Below are 20,502 nucleotides of genomic sequence, written 5' to 3'. Positions count from 1 at the left end.
ACGGATCAGCACGGGTTGAGCGCGGGTTCGCCGGCGATGAACCGGCGCAGCTCCTCGGCCGCCGCTTCGGCCGCGACGGTCACGGTCTTCACCGAGGCGCCGGCGATATGCGGCGTCAGCGTCACGTTCGGCAGATCGAGCAGCGTCCAGTCCGCCGGCACCGGCTCGATCCCGAACGTATCCAGCGCCGCACCGCCCAGTTGGCCGGATCGCAGTGCCGCGGTCAACGCATCGTAATCCACCAGCGGGCCGCGCGCGGTATTGATCAGATAGGCGCCGCGCTTCATCGCGCCGAGCCGCGCGGCGCTCATCATCCCCCTAGTCTCTTCGGTCACGCGCGGATGCAGCGTCACCACATCCGCCTCCGCTAACAGAGCGTCAAGTGCTGCCGCTTCCACCCCATCCGCGCGATCCGCATCCGAAAGACCAACATAAGGGTCATACACCAGAATCCGGCAACCGAACGGTTTCAACAACCGCACTACCCGCGCGCCGATATGGCCGTAGCCGATCACGCCGACGGTCAGTTCCGACAATTCCCGCCCGGTCAGATCGGCGCGATACAGATCGCCCCGCCAGTCATGCGCGCGCAGCGAGTCATGCCCGATGCCGATCAGCCGCGTCTGCGCCAGAATCGCGCCGATGGTGAATTCGGCGACCGCGCTCGCGTTGCGCCCCGGCGTATTGACCACGCGGATCTGGCGCGATTTCACCGCCCGCATGTCGATATTCACCGGTCCGCCGCGCGACACCGCGATCAGCCGCAGCCGGGTCATCCGCTCCAGCATCCGCGCCGAAACCGGAGCCAGATGCGTCACCAGGATCTCGGCAGTGCCGACGAACGCCGCGATCATGTCGGGATCGCCCTGATATTCCTTCAGCCCGTCCATCCCGGCTTTCGCATAGCCGTGCTCCATCGGCTCGTCGGGCCAGGGCAGCGTCATGCTGCGCAGCGACACCGCATCGCCGCAGCGCGCGCGGATCGCGGTCTCGAATTTCTCCGGGCGCATGAAATTATCGCCGATCACCGCGCAATCGCGCGTTTCAGTGTCCATGCCGTGCCTCCTGGAATCGTCCGAATTCGTGCCAAAATCCGGGCATAGCCCCGCGCGCGTCCTGATACACCGGCACTAACGGCGCGTACGTCGCGGCGAGCACCGGATCGGGCGTCTCCGTCTCGCCGAGCAGCGGCACCACCCAGCTTTTCGCGCAATGCGCCATGTCCGGCATGATCCCGAGCGACACCGCGGCGATCATCGCCGCCCCCAGCGCGCCGCTGCCATGTTCCTTGATGATCCGCACCTTCCGGTTCACCACCGCCGCGAAAATCCGCCGCATCGTGTCCGAGCGCGACGCCCCGCCGGTGATGCTGATCACCGAAGGCGCGCCGCCCATCGCCGCATAACAATCCGCCGCGCCCAGCGCGAGGCCTTCGTAAATTGCCCGCATCATCCCCGGCAGATCGAGGCTGCGGTCGAACCCGGCAAGGCTCGCGCGCGCCCGCGCATCGGTGAACGGCCCGCGCTCGCCCGCCGCCGAAATATAGGGATGATACATCGCCTGCGCCGGCGTCGCCGCAAGCACCGCCGCGTCCAGTACCCGCAGCATCGAAGCATGATCCGAGGAGTGCCCCGCCATCCGCACCGCCTGGTCGGCAATACCCACCAGCCAGTCGATGTTCAGTGTCGCCGCCAGGGACGATTGCAACAAGGCGGTCTTGCCCGGCACCGGAAACACCATCCGGTAGCCGCTCAGCGGCGCGTCCTGCGGGCGGTCGAAATCGTCATCGGCGAGCCGGATATTCATCCCGGTGCTGCCGATGATCGAGGTGCCGCAATCCTCCCCGGTGCCGTAAATCCCGGCCCCCAGCGCGCTGCACACCACATCGACATAGCCGAGCACCACCGGCAACCCCGGCGTTAGTCCAAGCCGCCGCGCCGCCGCCCTGCTCAACGCATGATGCACGCGCGTGCCGTCGGTTACCGGCGGCAGCATATGCCGGTATTTCGCCAGCCCCAGCGCATCGATCGTGACATCCGAATAACCGCGCTTGCGCCAGGAGCCGAAAGTGAAACTTCCCTCCGACGGATCGGTCGCGCGCTCGCCGGTCAGGTTGAAATAAAGCCAGTCCTTGCAATGCATCGCGGTCGCGGCGCGGGCGATCTGCTCGGGCCGGTTTTCCGCGAGCCAGAGCAACTGGCCGGATTGCTGGCAGGCGGCGGGCCCGGTTCCCGATTCGCGGAAAATCACCCGTCCCGCGTCACTTTCCCTGATCCGCTCGATGATCGGCCCCGCCCTGCCGTCCAGCCACAGCAAAGCCGGTCCCACCGGTTCGCCAGCTTCATCGATCAGCCAGGTGCCGTCGCCCTGGCCGGTCACCGCGAGCCCGACAACCTCCGCGTCATCGAGTTTTTCCACCACGGCGGCGATAGTCGCGGCGGCTTCGTCCCAGGTCCGCGCCATGTCCTGCTCGGCGACACCGCCCGGCGCCTCGCGATACTGGTTGCGCCGGCTCTCGATCGCTACCGGATCGCCCGCGATATCGAGCGCCACCGCCTTCATCATCGAGGTTCCGGCATCCAGCGCGATGATGAGCTGCCGCGCGCTCACGAAGCCGCCCCATGCGCCAGCGCCGCCCCGCTCTCGGCATCGAACAGGTGCAGATCGTCGGGGTCGAAACCGAACCCGATCGTCTCGCCGAGCCGCGCCGCAATGCGTGTCGGGTGAATCGCGATCAGCATCCGCCCCGTCGCCTCGATCGCGACATGCGCCTGATCGCCGAGCCACTGGTTGGAGACCATGACGCCGCGATAGTCGTCACGCCCGAGATGCAGCCGGTGCGGCCGTAATCCCAGCACCACCCGGCGTCCATGGGCGAGTCCGCGCGGCGCCGCCACCGGAATCCGCAGCGCGACAGCCCCCGCCGCATCGAGCGCGTCATAGCCCGCTTCGGTGACGATGCCGGGCAGCGTGTTCATCGGCGGCTCGCCGAAAAACGTCGCGACGAACAAATTCGCCGGCCGGTCGCGCAACTCGGCCGGCGTGCCGTATTGCTGCAACACCCCCGCCTCCATCACCGCGATCCGGTCCGCCATCGCGTTCGCCTCGCCCTGGTCGTGGGTCACCAGAACCGCGGTATAGCCGCGCTCCTGGATCCGCGCCTTCACCCGCCCGCGCAGCACCGCGCGCAATTGCGGTTCGAGCTGCCCCATCGGCTCGTCGAGCAGATGCAGCTCGGCGTTGCGGATCAGCGCCCGCGCGAGCGAGGCGCGCTGCTGCTGCCCGCCTGACAATCCGTTAGGTCGCCGGTTCAGAATCGGGCCGATTTCCAGAAGCTCCGCCACTTCCTTCACCTGCGCGGATGCCGTCGCCGCCTGCGTTCTGTCGCCGCGCAATGCAAACCCGATATTCTCGGCAATGGTGAGCGGCGGATACAGCGCGTAACCCTCGAACGCCATCGCCACCCGGCGCTGCGCCGGCGCCAGATGGTCGATCCGCCGCCCGGCGAGATTGATCGTGCCGCTGCTCACCGTCTCGAATCCGGCAATCATCCGCAGGGTCGAGGTCTTGCCGCAGCCCGACGACCCGAGCAGCGCGATGATCTCGCCGTCCTTGACCTCAAGGTCCATGGTGCGCACCGCATGAACCGGATGGCGCGATCCCTCGCCATAAATCTTGCTGACTGATTCGAGGTTCAGGCTCATGCCGCGATCTCCTCGGAAGACGGCGCCGCCGCCACGCACAGCCCGGTCGCGGCGTCGAACAGCGCGCCCAACCCAGGCTCCGCACCGATCCAGATATGCGAGCCGTGCGGCGGCGGCGTGTCGTGACTCGCCACCAGTTCGGTGCCGTCCTCGGTGCGCAGCAGCACCAGATACCGCTCGTTCATCGGCGTCACCGCGACGATCTGCGCCGCGACCCGCCCCGTCTCCGGCTCGGAAAACAGCATGACCGCTTCAGGACGAATCCCGAACACCGGCTCGCGCGGCGGTGCCGCATCGAAGCCGAACACCAGCCCCGCCGCGCGTACGAGCGTACCCGAACCACGCGCCTGGCCATGCGCCGCGATCAGGTTCATCGGCGGATCGCCGAACAGCCGCGCGATCGCGATGGTTGCCGGCCGGTCATACACCTCGTCGGCCAGGGCGAACTGCGCGATCTCGCCATCGATCAGCACCGCGACCCGGTCGCCGATCGCCATCGCCTCACGAAAATCCTGCGTCACATAAATCGCCGCCGTCTCGCGCTTAGCCAGCAAACGCGGCAGTTCGATGCGCATCTCGTAGCGCAGTTTCGCATCCACGTTGCGCAGCGGATCGTCGAACAGAATCAGCTTCGGCTCGCCCACCAGAGCGCGCGCCAGCGCGGTGCGCTGCTTCTGTCCGTTCGAAAGCTGGCGCGGAAAATGATCGAGTACGTGATCGATCCGCAGCAATTCGGCGACCGATTTCACCTTCGCCGCGATCGGCGCGGTGTCGAGCTTCCGCGCGCGCAGCGGACTCGCGATATTCTCTCGCGCCGGCATGTGCGGATACAGCGCGAAATTCTGGAACGCCATGCCGAGATGCCGCGCCTCCGGCGGATCGCGCGACACATCCCGCCCCGCCAGAACCACCTGCCCGACCGCCCCCGGCTCCAGCCCGGCGATCGCGCGCAGCATCACCGTCTTGCCCACGCCGGACGGTCCGAACAGAACCACCCGCTCATTCTGCCGCACGTCGAGATCGACATCGCGCAGCACGTGGTGGGTGCCGTAACGAACCGACAGTGACGTAACAATGAGCGCGCTCATCCTTTTACCGCTCCCAGGCTCAACCCTTCGACCAGCCAGCGCTGCGCGTAGAGCGCGATCGCCAGGGTCGGAATGATCGACAAAACCACCGCCGCCGCGATGCCCGGCCGCGCCAGCGGAATCGCGATTTTCAGAAATCCCTTGAGCCAGGAATGGCCATCGACGCGATAGGCATATTCGATGTCCGGGCTCGCATCCTCGAAATAGCCGCGCACGATCCACAGAATCAGTGGCAGGGTGATGAGCTGATAAATCCAGATCAGTCCGATATAGGTATTGTCGAGCCCGACCCGCTGGAATTCGAGCGACAGCGGCAGCAGCACCAGCAGGGGTGGCGCGAATTTCAGGGATAGCAGGGTAAACGCCATATCCTCGCCGAGTCGGAACTTGTAGCGCGCGAACGCATAGGCCGCCGGCACGCCAAGCACCAAGGCAACGATCACCGACAATGCCGACAGCAGGAACGAGTTCCACAGATTATGCATGAACGCGATGTTCAGCGTGCCCACCGAGGTTTTCAGATGCCCGGTGATCAACGCCGTGTAATTCATCAGCGTCGGCGGAAAAATCAGCTTCGGCGGCAGCGACAATATTTCCGCATTGGTCTGCAACGACATCACCACGATCCAGAAGATCGGGAACATGAAGAACAGCACGACCAGCAACAGTGCCACACCCCGCAGGGATTTCAGGATCATGTCACGCACCGGCCTTGCTCCGTTCGCGCATCGCGTGCCATTGATTGACGAATAGCTTCGACAACCCGAAGGTAATCGCCCACAGTACCATCAGGATCGCGGAGGACCGGCCGACATTGGTGTTCTGGTAGAAATCGATATAGGATCGGATCTGAAACACCATCAGCGAATCCCCCGGCCCACCCTGGGTCATTCCATACACGATGCTGAACTCCTGAATCGCGGACAGCAGACGAAACAGCGTCGCGGTGATGATGTAAGGCATCAGCATCGGCAGCGTGATCCGAAAGAACACGAACCGCGCCGGCACGCCGTCGAGTTTCGCCGCCTCGAAGGGCTGGGTCGGCAGGCTGCGCAGCCCGGCCAGCAGCAGGATCATGATGAACGGCGTATTCACCCACATGTCGATCAGAATGACGGTGAACATCGCGGTATCCGGGCTCGACGCCCAGCCAAAATTGGTGAACCCCAATCCGTTGACGATCCAGGCATAGACTCCGAAATTCGGGTTGGTCATCAGCTTCCAAATCAGCGAGGCGATCACCGGTGCGACCATCAGCGGCATCAGCAGCGCGACCGAGATGATATTGTTCAGCTTGCTGCGCTCGCGTAGCAGAAGGGCTATGCCAAGGCCGAGCAGCAATTCGAAAATCACGCTGGCACCCATGTAAACCATCGAGACCACGATGGTGTGCCAGAACGTGCCGCTGGAAAACAGATCGATATAGTTGCCGATTCCGACGAAATGCCGGCCGGTCGGAAACGCCATGTTATAGGATTCGAGACTGTACCAGACCGCGGTGAAAAACGGAATCAGAATGCCGATGCACACGATCAGCGCTGGCAGGCTGAGCAGATAGGGCAGCGGATTCGCCCGCCGCCGCGCTGGCTTGGCGGTAATCAACTCGGGATGCGTCGCGATATCGTTCATCGGCTGCTTTCCTGGGAATAGTCGCGGTTGGCGCGGCACGAGGGGAGCGATCTCGCGCCGCCGCCACGACCTCAGATTCCCGCGCTCTTCACTTCACGGTCGATATGGGCTGCGAGCTTGTCGAGCCCGGCATCGATGGTGACCTGCCCGGCGACCATGCGTTGCAGCATCGCCGCCCACTCGGTCGTGACATTGAAGAACAGCGGCTGAGGCGTGAAATAAATCTTCGCATCCGGCAGGGTCTTTTCGAACGCCTCGTAAAAGCCCGGATAATTCTTGTCCAGCCGGGCCTTGAACGCGGCATCGTGCCAGGTCGTGTTGCGCACCGGATCGACCAGCTTCTTCTTCACCCCGCCATAAATGCCGAAATTCTTGCCGCTCGCCCATTGGATGAAATACCAGGCCGCGTCCTTCTCTTTCGAAAAACTACTCATCGCGAGCGACCAGATCCAGACATTCGAGGTTGCATGCGTCATTTTCGGGTTCGGCACGAACGCCGCATAGCCGATATGGCCGGATTCCTTGGTCCCCGGACTGTTCTCGAAAAACCCAATGATGTTGGCGTCGTAGATCATGCCGCAACGGCCCGCGCCGAGATCCTGCGCACATTCGTACCAGGTATAGGTCGCCCAGTTTTTCGGCCCCGCCTTCTGGATCATCTCGACCCAGAGCTTGTTCATCGCCTTCGATTCCGCCGAATTCACCGCAGAAGTCAGCTTGGTGCCTTTCACCTCGAAATCCCTGGCGCCGTAGTTGGTATAGGCCGACAGATAACCAGGATGAATCGTCGCCCAGGACCGGCTGCCGCGCACCGCGACGCCATAGGCACCGCCGGCATCCTTGGTAATCTTGGTGCCGATCTCGATCATGTCCGGCAGGTTCTTCGGCGGCTCGATCTTCAGCTTGTCGAAAATCCGCTTGTTGTAACTCACATTATACAGCTCGAAACCGAGCGGCACCGCCCATTGCTTGGCGTTCGCACTTCCCAGCGCCTCGCCCGGCACGCCGGACCACGCATCCGAATCGCGCAGATTGGCGATGATGCCGTTGAAATCGTAATTCGGCGCGGTCTTCGCCGGATTCTTCAAGTATGGCTTCATATCGACCAGCCATTGCGCCGGGCCGTACTGCCAGGTCTGATACGCGCCGGTCATCAGAACGTCGTAGCGGTTGGAATGCGACGACAGCGCCGCCGTCACCTTGTCGAAATACACATCCTCGGGAAAGATGTCGTATTGCACATCGATTCCGGTCAGCGCCTTGAAATGCGCGAGATCGGAAATCATCGCATCGGCATAGGGGTGCTTGTTGAGCAACAGTCGCAGCGTCTTGCCTTTATGCGCCTGCCAGTTGAAATCCGCCGCCAGCGCCTCGGTCGCCACGCCACCCAGCGCGAAATTCGCCGCCGCGGCACCGATACCGAGGCTGGCCATCCGCTTGCCAAAGCCGCGCCGGTCGATCTCCCCCGCAAGCAACGCCTTCGCCGCATCCTTGGTTTTGTCGCTCATGTAAACTCCCGTCATGTTTTATGGTTGAAAATATTGCCGCTTCAGTCGGCAGCCTCGCGCGTCTTCGGCTGCGCGATGAGAAGCCGCGCCGTCATCTCATCGGTGATCAGCGCGGTCGGCAGGCTGGTTTTCAGCATCGCTCGTATCGCCGCAGCTTTCTCCGCCCCGCCCGCCACCGCGAGCACATCGCGTCCGCGCATCGCCTCGGGTGCCACCGCGATCACCCGGTGATGCAGATCGGTCGCGACCGGCTTGCCGTCACGGTCGTAGAATGTGCCGAACGCTTCGGCGATCGCGCCGTCCCGCTGCGCGCGCGCGATTTCCTCAGGCAGGATCATGCCGCTTTCGCAGAGATACGCGGCTTCCCTCACCTCGCCGACGCCGAGCACGAACAGGCTCGCCTCCTCGGCGATGCGCAATGTCTCGCTAACGCCGCGCTGGCGCAGCAGAACCGCGCGGTCGCCCTCGTCATTGGCGTAGAATGGCACCGGCAGGAAATAGGCGGCAGCGCCGGTCTTCTCGGCCAGGGCGTGAACCACGTCGAACGGGTTGGCGCCGACCCGGCGCGGCACCCCGCCCAGCACGGAAACCACGGTCAGGTCAGGACAATCGATGCGCGGCAGATGCTCCACCGCCGCCGCGAGCGTGCGGCCATGACCGATGCCCACGATGCGGTGCTGCCGCTTCTCGAACACGCCGTGCAGATAGGAGGCCGCCGCCCGGCCGAGGCCGGAAAACAAATTGGCTCCCGGCAGCGCCGGCACCACCCGGCAGAAATCGAGCCCGTGGCGCGCTATCAGCTCGCGTTCGAGCGTGATGCACCCGGCCATATCGCCTTCGATCAGAATCCGCACCAGCCCGTCGCGCAGCGCCCTGGCAATCAGGCGCTGCACCTTGGCCGGCGGCACCCGCAACTCGGTGCTGATCTCCGCCTGGGTTAGCGAGGCTTCGTAATAGAGCCACGCGGCGCGAGTCGCCAGTTCGGCATCGTCATGGGCGGGTTTCGATGATGGCTGCGTCATCGCGCGCGGGCTTTCACTGGCGGTTTCCTCGGTCGCTTGCCATGGATGGCAAATGATTATTTCTGTATTGAGTGATGAAATAATCAGGCCAAGCTCGCTCTGTCAACCCAATTCGATGCCGCGGCGCACAAAACCGCGCGTTCAGCCCGCGACCGGCTCATAGCCGAACGCCCAGCCGTCATCGCCGAACCAGCAGCGTTCGGGCGGTGCCGCGCATTTCCAGCGAAAACTCCCGATCCGCTCGGCCGTGCCATTGTTGAACGCCGCCCTGAGCCGCTTGCGATAGGCGTCCGGCTCCTCGGGTGCCGACTCATCGCCGACGAAATAGGCCGGCCCGAGATAGGAAGCGGCAAAAGCATCGCCGCGCCGTTCGATGCGAAACCCGCCCCCCGTGATACCCGGAGAGGGGTCGTACCGCAGATAGCCCAGCGGAAACACCAGCCGCCCGCCCGCCGCCAGGCGGTCGATCCAGCGCGCCACCGGCCGCTCGACCCCGAAATTGACATAGATGCAGTCCGTCGCCGCTTCGGGAAATTCGGCGGCGTTCCCGTCGATGACGGTCACGTTGCCGAATCCCGCCAGATTGTCCCGCGCGCGCGCGGCGAGGCGGCGATCGATCTCGACCGCCTGAACATGGCCGCCCGGCCCGACCAGTTTCGCGAGAATCGCGGTGTAATAGCCGGTGCCCGCGCCAAGATGCGCGACCGCCTCGCCTGGCTTCGGCGCCAGCGCATCAAGCCAGAGCGCGTGCAGCACCGGGCTGCCGTTATTGACGCCGCGCTCCGGGTCCAGCGGGATGACGACATCCTGATAGACATTCGTCAGATCGCCCGCCGCCAACGCGCGCCATGGAAACGGGCCTAGGAAATCCTCACGCGGCACGGCGCCGAACGCGTCCTCCAGCCGCGAATTGCCGGCAACGCCGGCCAGCGCCAGCATCCGCTTTGCGTAGTCGCGCCTTACGGCATCGAGCTCCGCGCGATCATGGGAGCCAGACATGACATCACCGCCCCGTCCACTTCGCTTCGATCACCCGCGCATGATCGCGTCGAAGCGGTCGCGCGGGCGTGTTTCGGATGCGGCACGCGAATTTCACCGCCCCGTCCACTTCGCTTCGATCACCCGCGCATAATCGCGTCGAAGCGGTCGCGCGGGCGCGTTTCGGATGCGGCACGCGAATTTCATCGTCCCGTCCACTTCGCTTCGATCACCCGCGCTCCGGGCGGAATCACCGTCTCCCGCGTCTGCCTGTCCTCGTGCTTGCGAATCGCGTGCAGCAGCACGAACAGCACGGCGGTATTGAGCATCCCCGGCGGAATCCACTGGATGATCCCGCCGAGCAACTGGTCGTGGATCGGCGAAATGCCGGGATAGAGCCGGCCGCACAGCTCGTAGAAATCGTAGAAACTGGTCCGCGACAGCGCGATCGTGCCGGCCACCGCGATTTGCGGAAACATCGTCAGGAACCCAGCCGCCATCCGCGCGAAAAACGAATAGGGGCAGGCCGGGCGCGGCCTCGGGTCGAGCACCACCAGCCAGAACAGCAGCCCGGTCGCGATCATCGACAGGTTCATGACCGCATACAGGGTGGGGTCGAGCATCGAGACGAAATCGACCGACGGAATCACCCAGATATCGGTCACCGCGATCGCCAGCACCGCGGCGACCAGCGGATGGCGCAGCACCGCGAGCGGCGCGCGAACCGGCTTCGACGCCGCGATGCCAATCAGCTCGGACGGCACGCCGCGCGCCAGCACATCGCGCGGCCAGGCGAAAGCGATCAGGAACGGCCCGAACACGCCGAGCGTCATCTGCTGCAGCCGGTTGAGGAAGAACATATGCTGGGCGGCATATTCGAACCGCGTCTGCACCACGGCATAGATCGCGACGATTCCGGCGAAATAGCACAGGCTCCGCCACAAGGCCGGGCGCGCGCCCGCCGCCGTGCGGGCAAGCCCGCGCCCGTACCAGAAGGCGAACAGCCAGCACAAGGCAAAGACCGGGATGTTGAACACGAACGGCGCGGCATAGGGCAGATCGGCGGGCACGAACCGGCACGCGAGGTCGAGCGCCGCTCCCGCGATCAGGATCGCCCCGATCGCGTAACAATCAATCCGGTCGAAGCCGTGGCGCGCGTCATCCATGGCGCCAAATATAAGGCTAAATCGGCACCCCGGCCAGGATGCGGTTGGTGCGGATGGTCTGCAGCGTCTGCACGCGCGAAACGTTGGGGGCCGAAATCAGTTGCTCGGTCAGCCTATTCTCGTGCGCAGCGTCGCGCGCGACGAATTTCATCAGGAAATCGCCGCCGCCTCTGATCATGTGGCACTCGCGCAGCTCCTCCCAGGAGGAAATCATCGTCTCGAACGCCTCCAGCACGCTCTGGCGCTGGCTGTCGAGCCCGACAATGGCGAAAAACTGGATCTGCCAGCCGAGTTTCTGCGGATCGGTCTCGGCGTGATAGCCCTTGATCAGCCCGGCCTCCTCCAGCCGGCGCACCCGGCGCAGGCAGGGCGGCGGCGAAATGCCGGCGCGGCTGGCCAGCTCCACATTGGTCATCCGCCCGTTTTCCTGCAACTCGGTCAGAATTCGCCGGTCGATATCGTCGAGCTGGGGCAGGTCGGCGGGGCGTGAAGCCGCGTTGGAGTTCGTGGTCGGGTTCGGCTGGGCCGGGGCAGGCGGCATGGATATCACCAGGGACAGGGTTATTGACGCAATATAATTGCATATCGCGCCGCTGTGAATGCACGCAAGATCATTGCCGTCGGAATGGCGGAAAGCGGTGCCGCGCAATGTCCTTGTGCGACGCGATACAACCTCGATATGATAAAATCGAGACAGTTCGGGTTGGTGGCGAAAGACATGGCCGAGACACATAAAACGATCGAGACGCAGGTTCTGATCATCGGCGCGGGGCCGGCCGGCTACACGGCGGCGATCTATGCGGCGCGGGCCAATCTCAAGCCGGTTCTGGTGGCCGGGCTGCAGCCGGGCGGCCAGCTCATGATCACCACCGATGTCGAGAATTATCCCGGCTTCGCCGATGTCATCCAGGGCCCATGGCTGATGGAACAAATGGCGGCGCAGGCCGCCCATGTCGGCACCACCATCGAGCACGACATCATCACCTCGGTCGATTTTTCCGCCCCCCCCCTGCGCGCGACCGGCGATTCCGGCACACTCTATCTGGCCGACGCCGTGGTCATCGCCACCGGGGCGCAGGCGCGCTGGCTCGGCCTGCCCGCCGAGCGGCGTTTCCAGGGCGCCGGGGTTTCCGCCTGCGCGACCTGCGACGGATTTTTCTATCGCGGCAAGGCGGTGGCCGTGGTCGGTGGCGGCAATACCGCGGTCGAGGAAGCGCTCTATCTGACCCACCATGCCAGAAGCGTCACCCTGATCCATCGGCGCGACGCGCTGCGCGCCGAAAAAATCCTGCAGGACCGGCTGTTCGCCAACCCGAAGATCGAGGTCGTCTGGGACCACACGGTCGAGGACATTACCGGCGCAGGTACCCCTCCGGTGGTCACCGGCGCGCGGCTGCGCAATGTCAGGTCGGGTGCCGCGCGCGAGATCGCGGTGGACGGCGTGTTCGTCGCGATCGGCCATGATCCGGCGACCGCCTTGTTCCGCGGCCAGCTCGACATGGACGAGGATGGCTATATCGCCACCGTGCCGGGCAGCACGAAAACCTCGGTCCCAGGCGTGTTCGCCGCCGGCGACGTGCAGGACCGGATTTTCCGCCAGGCGGTGACGGCCGCCGGCTCGGGCTGCATCGCCGCCCTTGAAGCCGAAAAATTCATCGCCGCGCACGCCGCACTGGAACGGCGCGCGGCGTGAGAGTAATGAAACTATCAAGAATGCAACGGCCCCGAATCGGGCCGCGGAAGGGAAGCTGATCGTGACGGGCAATCATATGGACTGGGACAAGCTGCGCGTGTTCCACGCGGTCGCCGAAGCCGGCAGCTTCACCCATGCGGGCGACACGCTGAACCTGTCGCAATCGGCGGTATCGCGGCAGATCTCGGCGCTGGAGGAGGCGCTGTCGGTGCCGCTGTTCCACCGCCACGCGCGCGGGCTGATCCTGACCGAACAGGGCGAGCAGCTCAATCGCACGGTGCGCGAGGTGTTCGCCAAGCTCGCGATGACCGAGGCACTGCTCGCCGAGAGCAAGGAACGCCCGGCCGGCCGGCTGAAAGTCACCACCACCCATAGCTTCGGCGTCGCCTGGCTCGCGCCGAGGCTGAAAACCTTCCTCAACCAGTATCCCGATGTGAGCATGACGCTCCTGCTCGACGATACCGATCTCGACCTTGCGATGCGCGAGGCGGATGTCGCGATCAGGATGCACGCGCCGCGTCAGCCCGATCTGGTACAGCGCTCGCTCGGCGAAATCCGCTGGCAGATCTGGGCGGCGGAGGATTATCTCGCCGGCGCGGGCGGAACGCCGCAACGGCCCGAGGATCTCGACCGGCACCGACTGATCCTGTTCGGCGACCGCAAGCCGCCGGTGCAGGATGTCAACTGGCTCGCCGCTCTCGGCCGGCCCGAGGGTGCGGCACCGCGCTCCGGCGCGCTGGAGGTGAACTCGCTGCAAGCCATGCTGATCGCGATCAAGAGCGGGCTCGGCATCGGCGCGGTGCCGGAATACCTCGCCGAGGACATGACCGGCATGGTGCGCATCCTGCCCGACACGAATACGCCGAAAATCGACATGTATTTCGTCTACCCGGAGGAATTGCGGAACTCGAAGCGAGTCGGCGTGTTCCGCGACTTCCTGGTGAGCGAAATCGGCCGGCGCTAGCTTTTCCGCTGGCATGCGAGCCGAAACCGAGGCAATCCGGGGGCACCGCTCACCTTGCCGCGATCATGCGACAATTTCATGGCGGATTCGCGCAATCCGCCCTTCCATAATTGCTGCGGCGCCATATGTGTTGAGCAGGCCAAGCGTTCGGCCACGGAATTCGGCGTTCGCGCCGTCCGCTATCCGGCCCTGACCGGCCGGATGGGGATCTTCGGATCCCAACGTCTCCCAGACGTGAAGCCTCCCTGTTGACTTACCCCGCCGGTTTCCCCGGCGGGGCTTTTTTATGTCTGTTCTATGACATGACGGGTCTAGCCAAGAGAAGCAGACCGGGCAACGTCATGCGATGGAACCCCCCGCAATTCGCCGGTCTGTGTTGCATTCAAGACACGCTTTGACGATCAGGATTCCGGCCTCGCGCAGGCTCGGCAGATCGAGCGACGGCGCGCCGCCCAGCGCATCCGGCATGTCCGGCAGGCACGGCACATGGACGAACCCGGCGCGGATCGCCGTCGCCTCGGCGCGGTGGCGGGCGAGGTAGAACGCGGCGTTGCAGGCGAAGGTGCCGGCGGTCTGGGACACAGTGGCGGGAATCCCCGCCTCGCCCAGCAGCGCACAGGCCGCCTTGATCGGCAGGGTGGAAAAATACGCCGCCGGGCCGCCGGGGATCACCGGCTCGTCGATCGGCTGCGCCCCAAGATTGTCCGGGATTCGCGCATCGATCACATTGATCGCCACTCGTTCGAGCGAAACCCCGCTCCGCCCGCTCGCCAGCCCGAATCCCAGCACGACATCCGGCCGATAGGCCGCGATCGCCGCATTCAGCGTTGCCCCCAGCGGCGCGAAGGCGCAGGGCAGGATGGCATAAACGATCGCCGCCCCTGAAACCGGCGTCGCCGCCAGGGTTTCCGCCAGGATCGCCGAGGGATTGACGGCATCGCCGCCGAACGGCTCGAAGCCGGTGACCAGAATGCGCATCGCTCAGCTATAGAAGATGCGCCCCGATCATGCGATGAATCGGCGATGCGCTGGTATTTCGCGATCGACGAGGGCGGCAGCGACGGCGATGCCGGCCTGCATGCCCGGCTTGCGGTGCGCTCCGCAGCCCTCGCCGGCACGCTCGAACCCCGCCTGCTCTATCACGGCGCGCGCAACGAGTTCACCCGCTGGATGGAGCGGCACGGCGTCACGGTCATCGACGCCGAGCCGCCCTGCCTCGATGCGATGCGCGTGGCCGAGGCGCGCGGCGCGTTCCGCGCCCATTCGCTCGGCCACTGGCTGCGCCTCGCCATCCCGCTGATCGACCGGGACGCCGATTTCGCCCTCTATACCGATTGCGACATCGCCTTCCTCCGCCCGGTCGACTGGGGCGCGATCCGCCCGCGCGTCTTCGCCGCCGCCCCCGAATTCGCGCCCGATGTCTGGAACTACTTCAATTCCGGCGTGATGGTGCTGAACCTGGCGGCGCTGCGGTCGAGCCAGCCCGCCTTCGAGACGGTACTGCGCGCCCGCTTCGCGGAGGCCGATGCGCGAACCTACGACGACCAGGTGGCGCTCAACCAGGCCTTCCGCGGCCACTGGGACCGGCTCGATCCCGGCCTGAACGCAAAACCCTACTGGCCGCACGACCCGCGCGCCGGCGTACTGCATTTCCACGGCCCCAAGCTCGGCGGCATCGAAGCCATCGCCGACAGGCACTGGAACTGGTCCGACCCAACCTCCCGCGCCATCGGCGCGCTGTGCGACGCCCATGTCCCCCGCTACGTCGCCTGGCTGACCGATCTCGGGGAACGGATGCAAATGGTCGATATCGGCCTCGCGCTCCGGCTGCACCGCGTGGCGGGCAGACTCGCCGCCTACCAGCGCACCAACGCGCCCCGCACCCACGACCTGACCTTCATGCGCGCACACCTTTTCGCCGACTGAGTTCGCACCCCGAATGTCGGCCCCGTCATTGCGAGGCGCGAAAGCGCCGATGCAATCCACCACACTGGTCAAGGCGAAATCGGACGACGGTGTCAGCTTTTTAGGTGACACCGACCGAAAGATGAGGCGGAATGCGCCGATGCAACCGCCCCGAACCATGGACGATCCCGTGCCCAAAAGAACCGGCGATGCCGCCCGCCCGCAGCGCAATTTCATTCCGCTTCTGCCAAAACAGACGGACGAAACGATCATCCTCGATCTGGTCAATCGGCTGCGCGACGCTCCGGGGAATGAGGAGTGATGTCCGCGATGCCGGAACCAGCCTGGATTTGCGCCACCTGCGGCGTGCAGACGAACGCCTCGGCCCAGCCGCCGGACCTCTGCGCGATCTGCGCCGATCCACGCCAATACGTGCCCACCGGCGGCCAGCGCTGGACCACGATGGACGCGCTGGCAAACGGCCACCGCAATTGCTTTCAAAACCATGAACCGAACCTCACCGGCATCGGCACCGAGCCGCATTTCGCGATCGGCCAGCGCGCCCTGCTGGTCCGCACCCCGAACGGCAACATCCTGTGGGATTGCATCAGCCTGCTCGACGCCGCTACGCGCGACATCGTCACGGCCCTCGGCGGCATCGCGGCGATCGCCATTTCCCACCCGCATTTCCACGCGACCATGGTGGACTGGAGCCGCGCCTTCGGCGACGCGCCGATCCATGTCCATGCCGCCGACCGCGCTTCGGTCGCCCGTCCCGACCCCGCGATCCGCTTCTGGTCCGGCGAGACGAGCGAAATTCTCGACGGCGTCACCCTGATCAACACCGGCGGCCATTTCGAGGGCGCGACCGTGCTGCACTGGCGCGACGGCACGGATGGGCGCGGCGTCCTGCTCACCGCCGATATCGCGAGTGTGGCCGCCGACACGCGCTATGTCAGCTTCCTGCGCAGCTATCCGAATTATATTCCGCTCGGCCGCGCTTCGGTCGAACGCATCGCCGCCACGCTGGAACCTTACGATTTCGAGCGGATCTACGGCGGCTGGTGGCATTCCGTCATCGCCCAGGACGCCAAGACCGCGCTCCGCCGCTCCGCCACACGCTACCTCGCCGCGATCGACGGCCACTATCCCTGACCCTGCGCGTCGCTCCGCTCCGCGACACTCTCATACACCAGCATCGGCACCGCATCGCGCACGAACTCCTCGCACTCGACCATGCCGATCGCGCCCAGAACCGTGCGCGAGGCGAAATTGTCAGCCCGCGCGACGGCCACGATCCGCCCAAGCCCCGCCTGCCCATGGCCATAGCGCAACGCGGCACCCGCCGCCTCGCGCGCCAGCCCGGCCCCCCGAACCTCCGGCCATAACGCGAACCGCAGCGCAATCCCGCGCTGATCCGGCCGCTCCGCCAGACCCGTCATCCCCAGGAAATTGCCGGTGTGCAGCCCCCGCACCGCCCAAATCCCGAACCCCAGCGCACCCCACGCCGCAACATCCTCGGCCAACTCCTCGACCACGCGCTCGCGCGTCCGCACCCCGCCCAGCATCATCGCGAACGCCCGCGGATCGGTCTTCAACGCCACCAGATCCGCCAAATCCCCCCACCCCACCGGCTCCAACCGCAGCCTGGCCGTGGCGACACACCATGCCGGGTTGCTCATGGGTCGCGCGGGGTTTCACCCTGATCCCCATCAGGGGGCTTTGCCCCCTGAACCCCCACCAAAGGCCGAGCCTTTGGAATCCAGAACTGCGGCTCAGGGCAGGCGGGGCTAACGCTCACGACGAGCACGTTCTGGCCCCGCCTGTCCTGAGCCGCAAATCCCGGTTCTAAGGGCCTAGCCCTTAGCGGAGTCCAGAGGCGGAGCCTCTGGCGGGGTATGGGGCGGAAGGCGCCAAGGTTCCATTGGCGAAAGCCAATGGAAAGCGCCTGAAGGGGGAGCCCCATGCGCCCATGCACACCCCGCATCGGCGTGTCACCGTGTCAGGGGGCGATATTTGATGCGGTGGGGTTCGGTGGCGTCGGCCCCGAGGCGGCGGCGTTTATCCTCTTCGTAGGCCTCGAAGTTGCCTTCGAACCATTCGACGTGGCTGTCGCCTTCAAAGGCGAGGATATGGGTGGCGAGACGGTCGAGGAACCAGCGGTCGTGCGAGATGATGACGGCGCAGCCGGGGAATTCCATCAGCGCCTCTTCGAGCGCGCGCAGGGTATCGACATCCAGATCGTTGGTCGGCTCGTCCAGCAGAATGACGTTGTGTTCGCCCTTGAGCATTTTCGCGAGATGCACGCGGTTGCGCTCGCCGCCGGAGAGGATGCCGACTTTCTTCTGCTGATCGGCGCCCTTGAAGTTGAACGCGCCGACATAGGCGCGCGACGGCACCGCGCGCTTGCCGAGATGGATCACGTCGGTGCCGCCCGAGATTTCCTCCCAGACCGATTTGTCGGCGTTCAGGCTGTCGCGCGACTGATCGACATAGCCGAGCCGGACGGTATCGCCGACCTTGAACGTGCCGGAATCCGGGTGTTCGGCGCCGGTAATCATCTTGAACAGCGTGGTCTTGCCCGCGCCGTTCGGGCCGATCACGCCGACGATGCCGCCCGGCGGCAGCTTGAACGACACGCCGTCGATCAGCAGGTTGTTGCCGAAGCCCTTGCGCAGGGCTTCCGCCTCGATGACGGTGCCGCCCAGGCGCGGGCCGGGCGGGATGACGATATCGGCGACGCCCGACACCTGCTCCTGCGATTTCGCCAGCATGTCCTCGTAGCGGGTGATGCGCGCGCGGCTTTTCGCCTGCCGAGCCTTGGGCGACGCGCCGATCCATTCGCGCTCTTCCTTGAGCGCGCGCTGGCGGGCGGATTCCTCTTTCTCTTCCTGCGCCAGCCGCTTCTGCTTCTGCTCCAGCCAGGAGGTGTAATTGCCCTCGAACGGATAGCCGCGGCCGCGTTCGAGTTCGAGAATCCAGTTGGTGACGTTTTCGAGAAAATACCGGTCATGGGTCACCACGATCACGGTGCCGGCATAGTTGCGCATGGTTTTTTCCAGCCAGGCGACCGATTCGGCGTCGAGATGGTTGGTCGGTTCGTCGAGTAGCAGCAGATCGGGCTTTTCCAGCAGCAGCCGGCACAAGGCCACCCGCCTGCGCTCGCCGCCCGAAAGATTGGTGACCGCGCTTTCGGCCGACGGGCAGCGCAGCGCGTCGAGCGCGATATCGATCCGCCGGTCGAGTTCCCAGCCGTCCTTGGCGTCGATTTTCTCCTGCAATTCCGCCTGCTCGGCGAGCAAGGCGTTCATCCTGGCGTCGTCCATCGGCTCGGCGAATTCTTCCGAGATCGCGTTGAACCGGGCGATCGCCGCGCGTAGTTCGGCGAAGGCGAGCGCGACGTTTTCTCCCACCGTCAAGCCGGCGTCGAGATGCGGTTCCTGCGACAGATAGCCGATGGTGGCCCCCTCGGCGGCCCAGGCTTCGCCGCCGAACTCCTTTTCGATCCCGGCCATGATTTTGAGCAGGGTGGATTTGCCCGCGCCATTGACGCCGAGCACGCCGATTTTCACGCCGGGCAGGAAGGACAGGGTGATTCCCTTGAACACCTCGCGCCCGCCGGGGAAGGCTTTGGTGAGGTCTTTCATCACGTAGACGTATTGATAGCTGGGCATGATGTTGATTTCCTTAAATAATTTTAGCGTTTTTCGGCCTGTGTAGAATCTGTGCAGGTCGAAATCGCAATGATCTCAGGTATTGGGCTGTTTCATGTGCCGCCACTCGGGCTCTGGGCGCTCCGGTTACAGGCCAGCCAACGGGCGAATTTGGGGTTTGGGTCCACATGGCGCCGGTATTCGCATAATTCTGGCACCAGTTACAGGGCTTGATCTTTCTCCTTGCTGCCGGGGCAGATCGGGCCATCGCGGGGTGAGGATAGGTAACGCTTACCCCAAATCAGTGTGCGAAAAGTCCTTCCCTTTGTAGAGGAGCGGGATGTTTTGCGCCTTGGCGCAAGCATAAGAGAGACAGTCTGCCAAGTTGAGCTGGGCGGGATGGCCCCTGCCTTTTCCATAATCGGCAAAAGCTTTCACCGCCAAGCTGGCTGTTCTCGCATCCATCGGTGCGAGCCTGATTCTGGCCTCGTCCAAGAGAGCCTGAATCCGCTGTTCCACCTCAACCGGATCAATCCCCAGTTTTGTTGAAAGCCTCATGGCAGCTTCCAGAATAACCAAAGCCGACGTGCAGCACTCCGCCGCCTCGATCTTGTTCGCAAATTCGGTTGCATCGGGCTCCTTGGAAAGGATCGCGACGATGACCGACGTGTCGATGAACATCAGGGATGACCCCACATCGCGTCGATCTCGTCCTTCGTCATATCCCGCCCGCCTGGCTTGGCCAAAGCGGCAAGTTCGTCCGCGATAGCACCTAAACGCTCTGCGAGAGATTGCCGAGCGGCCACGCGCCGGTATTCCGCTTCCAGGGCCTCAACAACAGCCTCGGTCATGGAGATGTGGCGGCGCTGCGCAATTCGTCTGGCAAGCTCGCGCGCACGAGGGTCTCGTATTTGTAGATTCATAGCGGCGGTCCCAATTCAAACGTAATTATTCTATTTGTACCATATAATGGCACATTTGTCATGGCAGCAACAGCCGTTCTTTGTTCGGACCGGCAAACCCCCGTTCCTTGTCCCGTCCCTGGGAACAATAACCCGCAATGCGCGCAGGCCGTCAAAGGATGGACGCGCAGCGGCCACCGCCGCGGACGGCGCGCAGACGCGCGCAGCCCGACGGGCGAGCACGGCGAGCGGCCTTGCACAGCCGAGCACATGCAGGGAGAATCAAGATC

The 20,502-nt window shown here is 64.7% G+C and carries 21 protein-coding genes; 5 read left to right on the top strand and 16 right to left on the bottom strand.

Annotation, left to right across the window (positions count from 1 at the left end):
* Nucleotides 1-5: 5 nt before the first annotated feature.
* The 11 genes from L2A60_RS10645 to L2A60_RS10595 form a co-directional block, all read right to left on the bottom strand.
* Nucleotides 6-1,055, bottom strand: coding sequence for a 2-hydroxyacid dehydrogenase (locus L2A60_RS10645; protein WP_235704362.1), 1,050 nt, complete (start codon nt 1,053-1,055; stop codon nt 6-8).
* Nucleotides 1,045-2,610 carry an FGGY-family carbohydrate kinase gene (locus L2A60_RS10640; protein ID WP_235704361.1) on the bottom strand — a complete coding sequence of 522 codons (1,566 nt, stop codon included), beginning with the start codon at nt 2,608-2,610 and terminating at the stop codon, nt 1,045-1,047. Before L2A60_RS10640 ends, L2A60_RS10645 begins: the two co-directional genes overlap by 11 nt.
* Complete coding sequence (locus L2A60_RS10635; RefSeq protein ID WP_235704360.1) at nt 2,607-3,704, bottom strand: ABC transporter ATP-binding protein; 1,098 nt, start codon at nt 3,702-3,704, stop codon at nt 2,607-2,609. Before L2A60_RS10635 ends, L2A60_RS10640 begins: the two co-directional genes overlap by 4 nt.
* Nucleotides 3,701-4,792 carry an ABC transporter ATP-binding protein gene (locus tag L2A60_RS10630; protein ID WP_235704359.1) on the bottom strand — a complete coding sequence of 364 codons (1,092 nt, stop codon included), beginning with the start codon at nt 4,790-4,792 and terminating at the stop codon, nt 3,701-3,703. Before L2A60_RS10630 ends, L2A60_RS10635 begins: the two co-directional genes overlap by 4 nt.
* Nucleotides 4,789-5,490: a carbohydrate ABC transporter permease gene (locus L2A60_RS10625; RefSeq protein WP_235704406.1), complete on the bottom strand. Its 702-nt coding sequence runs from the start codon at nt 5,488-5,490 to the stop codon at nt 4,789-4,791. Before L2A60_RS10625 ends, L2A60_RS10630 begins: the two co-directional genes overlap by 4 nt.
* A gap of 1 nt (nt 5,491) precedes the next feature.
* Complete coding sequence (locus L2A60_RS10620) at nt 5,492-6,421, bottom strand: carbohydrate ABC transporter permease (RefSeq protein WP_235704358.1); 930 nt, start codon at nt 6,419-6,421, stop codon at nt 5,492-5,494.
* Nucleotides 6,422-6,492: 71 nt separating this feature from the next.
* Nucleotides 6,493-7,929 (bottom strand): ABC transporter substrate-binding protein, encoded by a 1,437-nt coding sequence (locus L2A60_RS10615; protein WP_235704357.1) that lies wholly within the window; start codon nt 7,927-7,929, stop codon nt 6,493-6,495.
* 41 nt (nt 7,930-7,970) lie between these two features.
* On the bottom strand, nt 7,971-8,951 hold the full coding sequence (locus tag L2A60_RS10610; RefSeq protein ID WP_235704356.1) for a sugar-binding transcriptional regulator: 981 nt from the start codon (nt 8,949-8,951) through the stop codon (nt 7,971-7,973).
* Between the two features lie 141 nt (nt 8,952-9,092).
* Nucleotides 9,093-9,950 carry a protein-L-isoaspartate O-methyltransferase family protein gene (locus tag L2A60_RS10605; RefSeq protein WP_235704355.1) on the bottom strand — a complete coding sequence of 286 codons (858 nt, stop codon included), beginning with the start codon at nt 9,948-9,950 and terminating at the stop codon, nt 9,093-9,095.
* Between the two features lie 182 nt (nt 9,951-10,132).
* A complete protein-coding gene (locus L2A60_RS10600; RefSeq protein WP_235704354.1) occupies nt 10,133-11,095 on the bottom strand; it encodes a cytochrome c oxidase assembly protein in 963 nt (320 codons plus the stop codon).
* A gap of 16 nt (nt 11,096-11,111) precedes the next feature.
* Nucleotides 11,112-11,636, bottom strand: a complete 525-nt coding sequence (locus tag L2A60_RS10595; RefSeq protein ID WP_235704353.1) for an Lrp/AsnC family transcriptional regulator — start codon at nt 11,634-11,636, stop codon at nt 11,112-11,114.
* 177 nt (nt 11,637-11,813) lie between these two features.
* On the opposite strand from L2A60_RS10595, the gene trxB reads away from it, so the two are divergent.
* Both trxB and L2A60_RS10585 read left to right on the top strand, forming a co-directional pair.
* Entirely contained in the window at nt 11,814-12,788 is a 975-nt protein-coding gene (gene trxB, locus L2A60_RS10590; RefSeq protein WP_235704352.1) for a thioredoxin-disulfide reductase, read from the top strand.
* A gap of 76 nt (nt 12,789-12,864) precedes the next feature.
* Complete coding sequence (locus tag L2A60_RS10585) at nt 12,865-13,752, top strand: LysR family transcriptional regulator (protein WP_235704405.1); 888 nt, start codon at nt 12,865-12,867, stop codon at nt 13,750-13,752.
* Between the two features lie 339 nt (nt 13,753-14,091).
* Here L2A60_RS10585 and pcp read toward each other — a convergent pair whose 3' ends face one another.
* Nucleotides 14,092-14,730 (bottom strand): pyroglutamyl-peptidase I, encoded by a 639-nt coding sequence (pcp, locus tag L2A60_RS10580; RefSeq protein WP_235704351.1) that lies wholly within the window; start codon nt 14,728-14,730, stop codon nt 14,092-14,094.
* A gap of 45 nt (nt 14,731-14,775) precedes the next feature.
* Here pcp and L2A60_RS10575 point away from each other — a divergent pair, with 45 nt between their 5' ends.
* From L2A60_RS10575 to L2A60_RS10565, 3 genes are all read left to right on the top strand, one after another.
* On the top strand, nt 14,776-15,678 hold the full coding sequence (locus tag L2A60_RS10575) for a glycosyltransferase family protein (RefSeq protein ID WP_235704350.1): 903 nt from the start codon (nt 14,776-14,778) through the stop codon (nt 15,676-15,678).
* Between the two features lie 139 nt (nt 15,679-15,817).
* Nucleotides 15,818-15,979 carry a hypothetical protein gene (locus tag L2A60_RS10570; protein ID WP_235704349.1) on the top strand — a complete coding sequence of 54 codons (162 nt, stop codon included), beginning with the start codon at nt 15,818-15,820 and terminating at the stop codon, nt 15,977-15,979.
* Nucleotides 15,979-16,812 (top strand): MBL fold metallo-hydrolase, encoded by an 834-nt coding sequence (locus L2A60_RS10565; RefSeq protein WP_235704348.1) that lies wholly within the window; start codon nt 15,979-15,981, stop codon nt 16,810-16,812. Before L2A60_RS10570 ends, L2A60_RS10565 begins: the two co-directional genes overlap by 1 nt.
* Here the strand turns inward: L2A60_RS10565 and L2A60_RS10560 are convergent.
* The 4 genes from L2A60_RS10560 to L2A60_RS10545 all read right to left on the bottom strand — a co-directional run bounded on the left by L2A60_RS10560 (nt 16,803) and on the right by L2A60_RS10545 (nt 20,233).
* Nucleotides 16,803-17,339: a GNAT family N-acetyltransferase gene (locus tag L2A60_RS10560; RefSeq protein ID WP_235704347.1), complete on the bottom strand. Its 537-nt coding sequence runs from the start codon at nt 17,337-17,339 to the stop codon at nt 16,803-16,805. The genes L2A60_RS10565 and L2A60_RS10560 overlap by 10 nt on opposite strands.
* A gap of 312 nt (nt 17,340-17,651) precedes the next feature.
* Nucleotides 17,652-19,331 carry an energy-dependent translational throttle protein EttA gene (gene ettA / locus L2A60_RS10555; RefSeq protein ID WP_235704346.1) on the bottom strand — a complete coding sequence of 560 codons (1,680 nt, stop codon included), beginning with the start codon at nt 19,329-19,331 and terminating at the stop codon, nt 17,652-17,654.
* A 270-nt stretch (nt 19,332-19,601) separates the two neighbouring features.
* Nucleotides 19,602-19,991: a type II toxin-antitoxin system VapC family toxin gene (locus tag L2A60_RS10550; protein WP_235704345.1), complete on the bottom strand. Its 390-nt coding sequence runs from the start codon at nt 19,989-19,991 to the stop codon at nt 19,602-19,604.
* Nucleotides 19,991-20,233, bottom strand: a complete 243-nt coding sequence (locus L2A60_RS10545; RefSeq protein WP_235704344.1) for a type II toxin-antitoxin system VapB family antitoxin — start codon at nt 20,231-20,233, stop codon at nt 19,991-19,993. The genes L2A60_RS10550 and L2A60_RS10545 overlap by 1 nt, the downstream gene beginning before the upstream one ends.
* Nucleotides 20,234-20,502: the final 269 nt, after the last annotated feature.

The organism is Acidiphilium iwatense (genome assembly GCF_021556475.1).
Lineage (GTDB): Bacteria > Pseudomonadota > Alphaproteobacteria > Acetobacterales > Acetobacteraceae > Acidiphilium > Acidiphilium iwatense.
Note: the sequence above shows the minus strand (reverse complement) of the source record. Positions and strands in the feature narration are given on the sequence as shown.

What these genes read in the sequence shown, in the direction of transcription:
- L2A60_RS10645 (WP_235704362.1), bottom strand. Translation starts at nt 1,055, where the DNA reads ATGGACACTGAAACGCGCGATTGCGCGGTGATCGGCGATAATTTCATG.
- L2A60_RS10635 (WP_235704360.1), bottom strand. Translation starts at nt 3,704, where the DNA reads ATGAGCCTGAACCTCGAATCAGTCAGCAAGATTTATGGCGAGGGATCG.
- L2A60_RS10630 (WP_235704359.1), bottom strand. Translation starts at nt 4,792, where the DNA reads ATGAGCGCGCTCATTGTTACGTCACTGTCGGTTCGTTACGGCACCCAC.
- L2A60_RS10625 (WP_235704406.1), bottom strand. Translation starts at nt 5,490, where the DNA reads ATGATCCTGAAATCCCTGCGGGGTGTGGCACTGTTGCTGGTCGTGCTG.
- L2A60_RS10620 (WP_235704358.1), bottom strand. Translation starts at nt 6,421, where the DNA reads ATGAACGATATCGCGACGCATCCCGAGTTGATTACCGCCAAGCCAGCG.
- L2A60_RS10615 (WP_235704357.1), bottom strand. Translation starts at nt 7,929, where the DNA reads ATGAGCGACAAAACCAAGGATGCGGCGAAGGCGTTGCTTGCGGGGGAG.
- L2A60_RS10610 (WP_235704356.1), bottom strand. Translation starts at nt 8,951, where the DNA reads ATGACGCAGCCATCATCGAAACCCGCCCATGACGATGCCGAACTGGCG.
- L2A60_RS10605 (WP_235704355.1), bottom strand. Translation starts at nt 9,950, where the DNA reads ATGTCTGGCTCCCATGATCGCGCGGAGCTCGATGCCGTAAGGCGCGAC.
- L2A60_RS10600 (WP_235704354.1), bottom strand. Translation starts at nt 11,095, where the DNA reads ATGGATGACGCGCGCCACGGCTTCGACCGGATTGATTGTTACGCGATC.
- L2A60_RS10595 (WP_235704353.1), bottom strand. Translation starts at nt 11,636, where the DNA reads ATGCCGCCTGCCCCGGCCCAGCCGAACCCGACCACGAACTCCAACGCG.
- trxB (WP_235704352.1), top strand. Translation starts at nt 11,814, where the DNA reads ATGGCCGAGACACATAAAACGATCGAGACGCAGGTTCTGATCATCGGC.
- L2A60_RS10585 (WP_235704405.1), top strand. Translation starts at nt 12,865, where the DNA reads ATGGACTGGGACAAGCTGCGCGTGTTCCACGCGGTCGCCGAAGCCGGC.
- pcp (WP_235704351.1), bottom strand. Translation starts at nt 14,730, where the DNA reads ATGCGCATTCTGGTCACCGGCTTCGAGCCGTTCGGCGGCGATGCCGTC.
- L2A60_RS10575 (WP_235704350.1), top strand. Translation starts at nt 14,776, where the DNA reads ATGCGCTGGTATTTCGCGATCGACGAGGGCGGCAGCGACGGCGATGCC.
- L2A60_RS10570 (WP_235704349.1), top strand. Translation starts at nt 15,818, where the DNA reads ATGCAACCGCCCCGAACCATGGACGATCCCGTGCCCAAAAGAACCGGC.
- L2A60_RS10565 (WP_235704348.1), top strand. Translation starts at nt 15,979, where the DNA reads ATGTCCGCGATGCCGGAACCAGCCTGGATTTGCGCCACCTGCGGCGTG.
- L2A60_RS10560 (WP_235704347.1), bottom strand. Translation starts at nt 17,339, where the DNA reads ATGAGCAACCCGGCATGGTGTGTCGCCACGGCCAGGCTGCGGTTGGAG.
- ettA (WP_235704346.1), bottom strand. Translation starts at nt 19,331, where the DNA reads ATGCCCAGCTATCAATACGTCTACGTGATGAAAGACCTCACCAAAGCC.
- L2A60_RS10550 (WP_235704345.1), bottom strand. Translation starts at nt 19,991, where the DNA reads ATGTTCATCGACACGTCGGTCATCGTCGCGATCCTTTCCAAGGAGCCC.
- L2A60_RS10545 (WP_235704344.1), bottom strand. Translation starts at nt 20,233, where the DNA reads ATGAATCTACAAATACGAGACCCTCGTGCGCGCGAGCTTGCCAGACGA.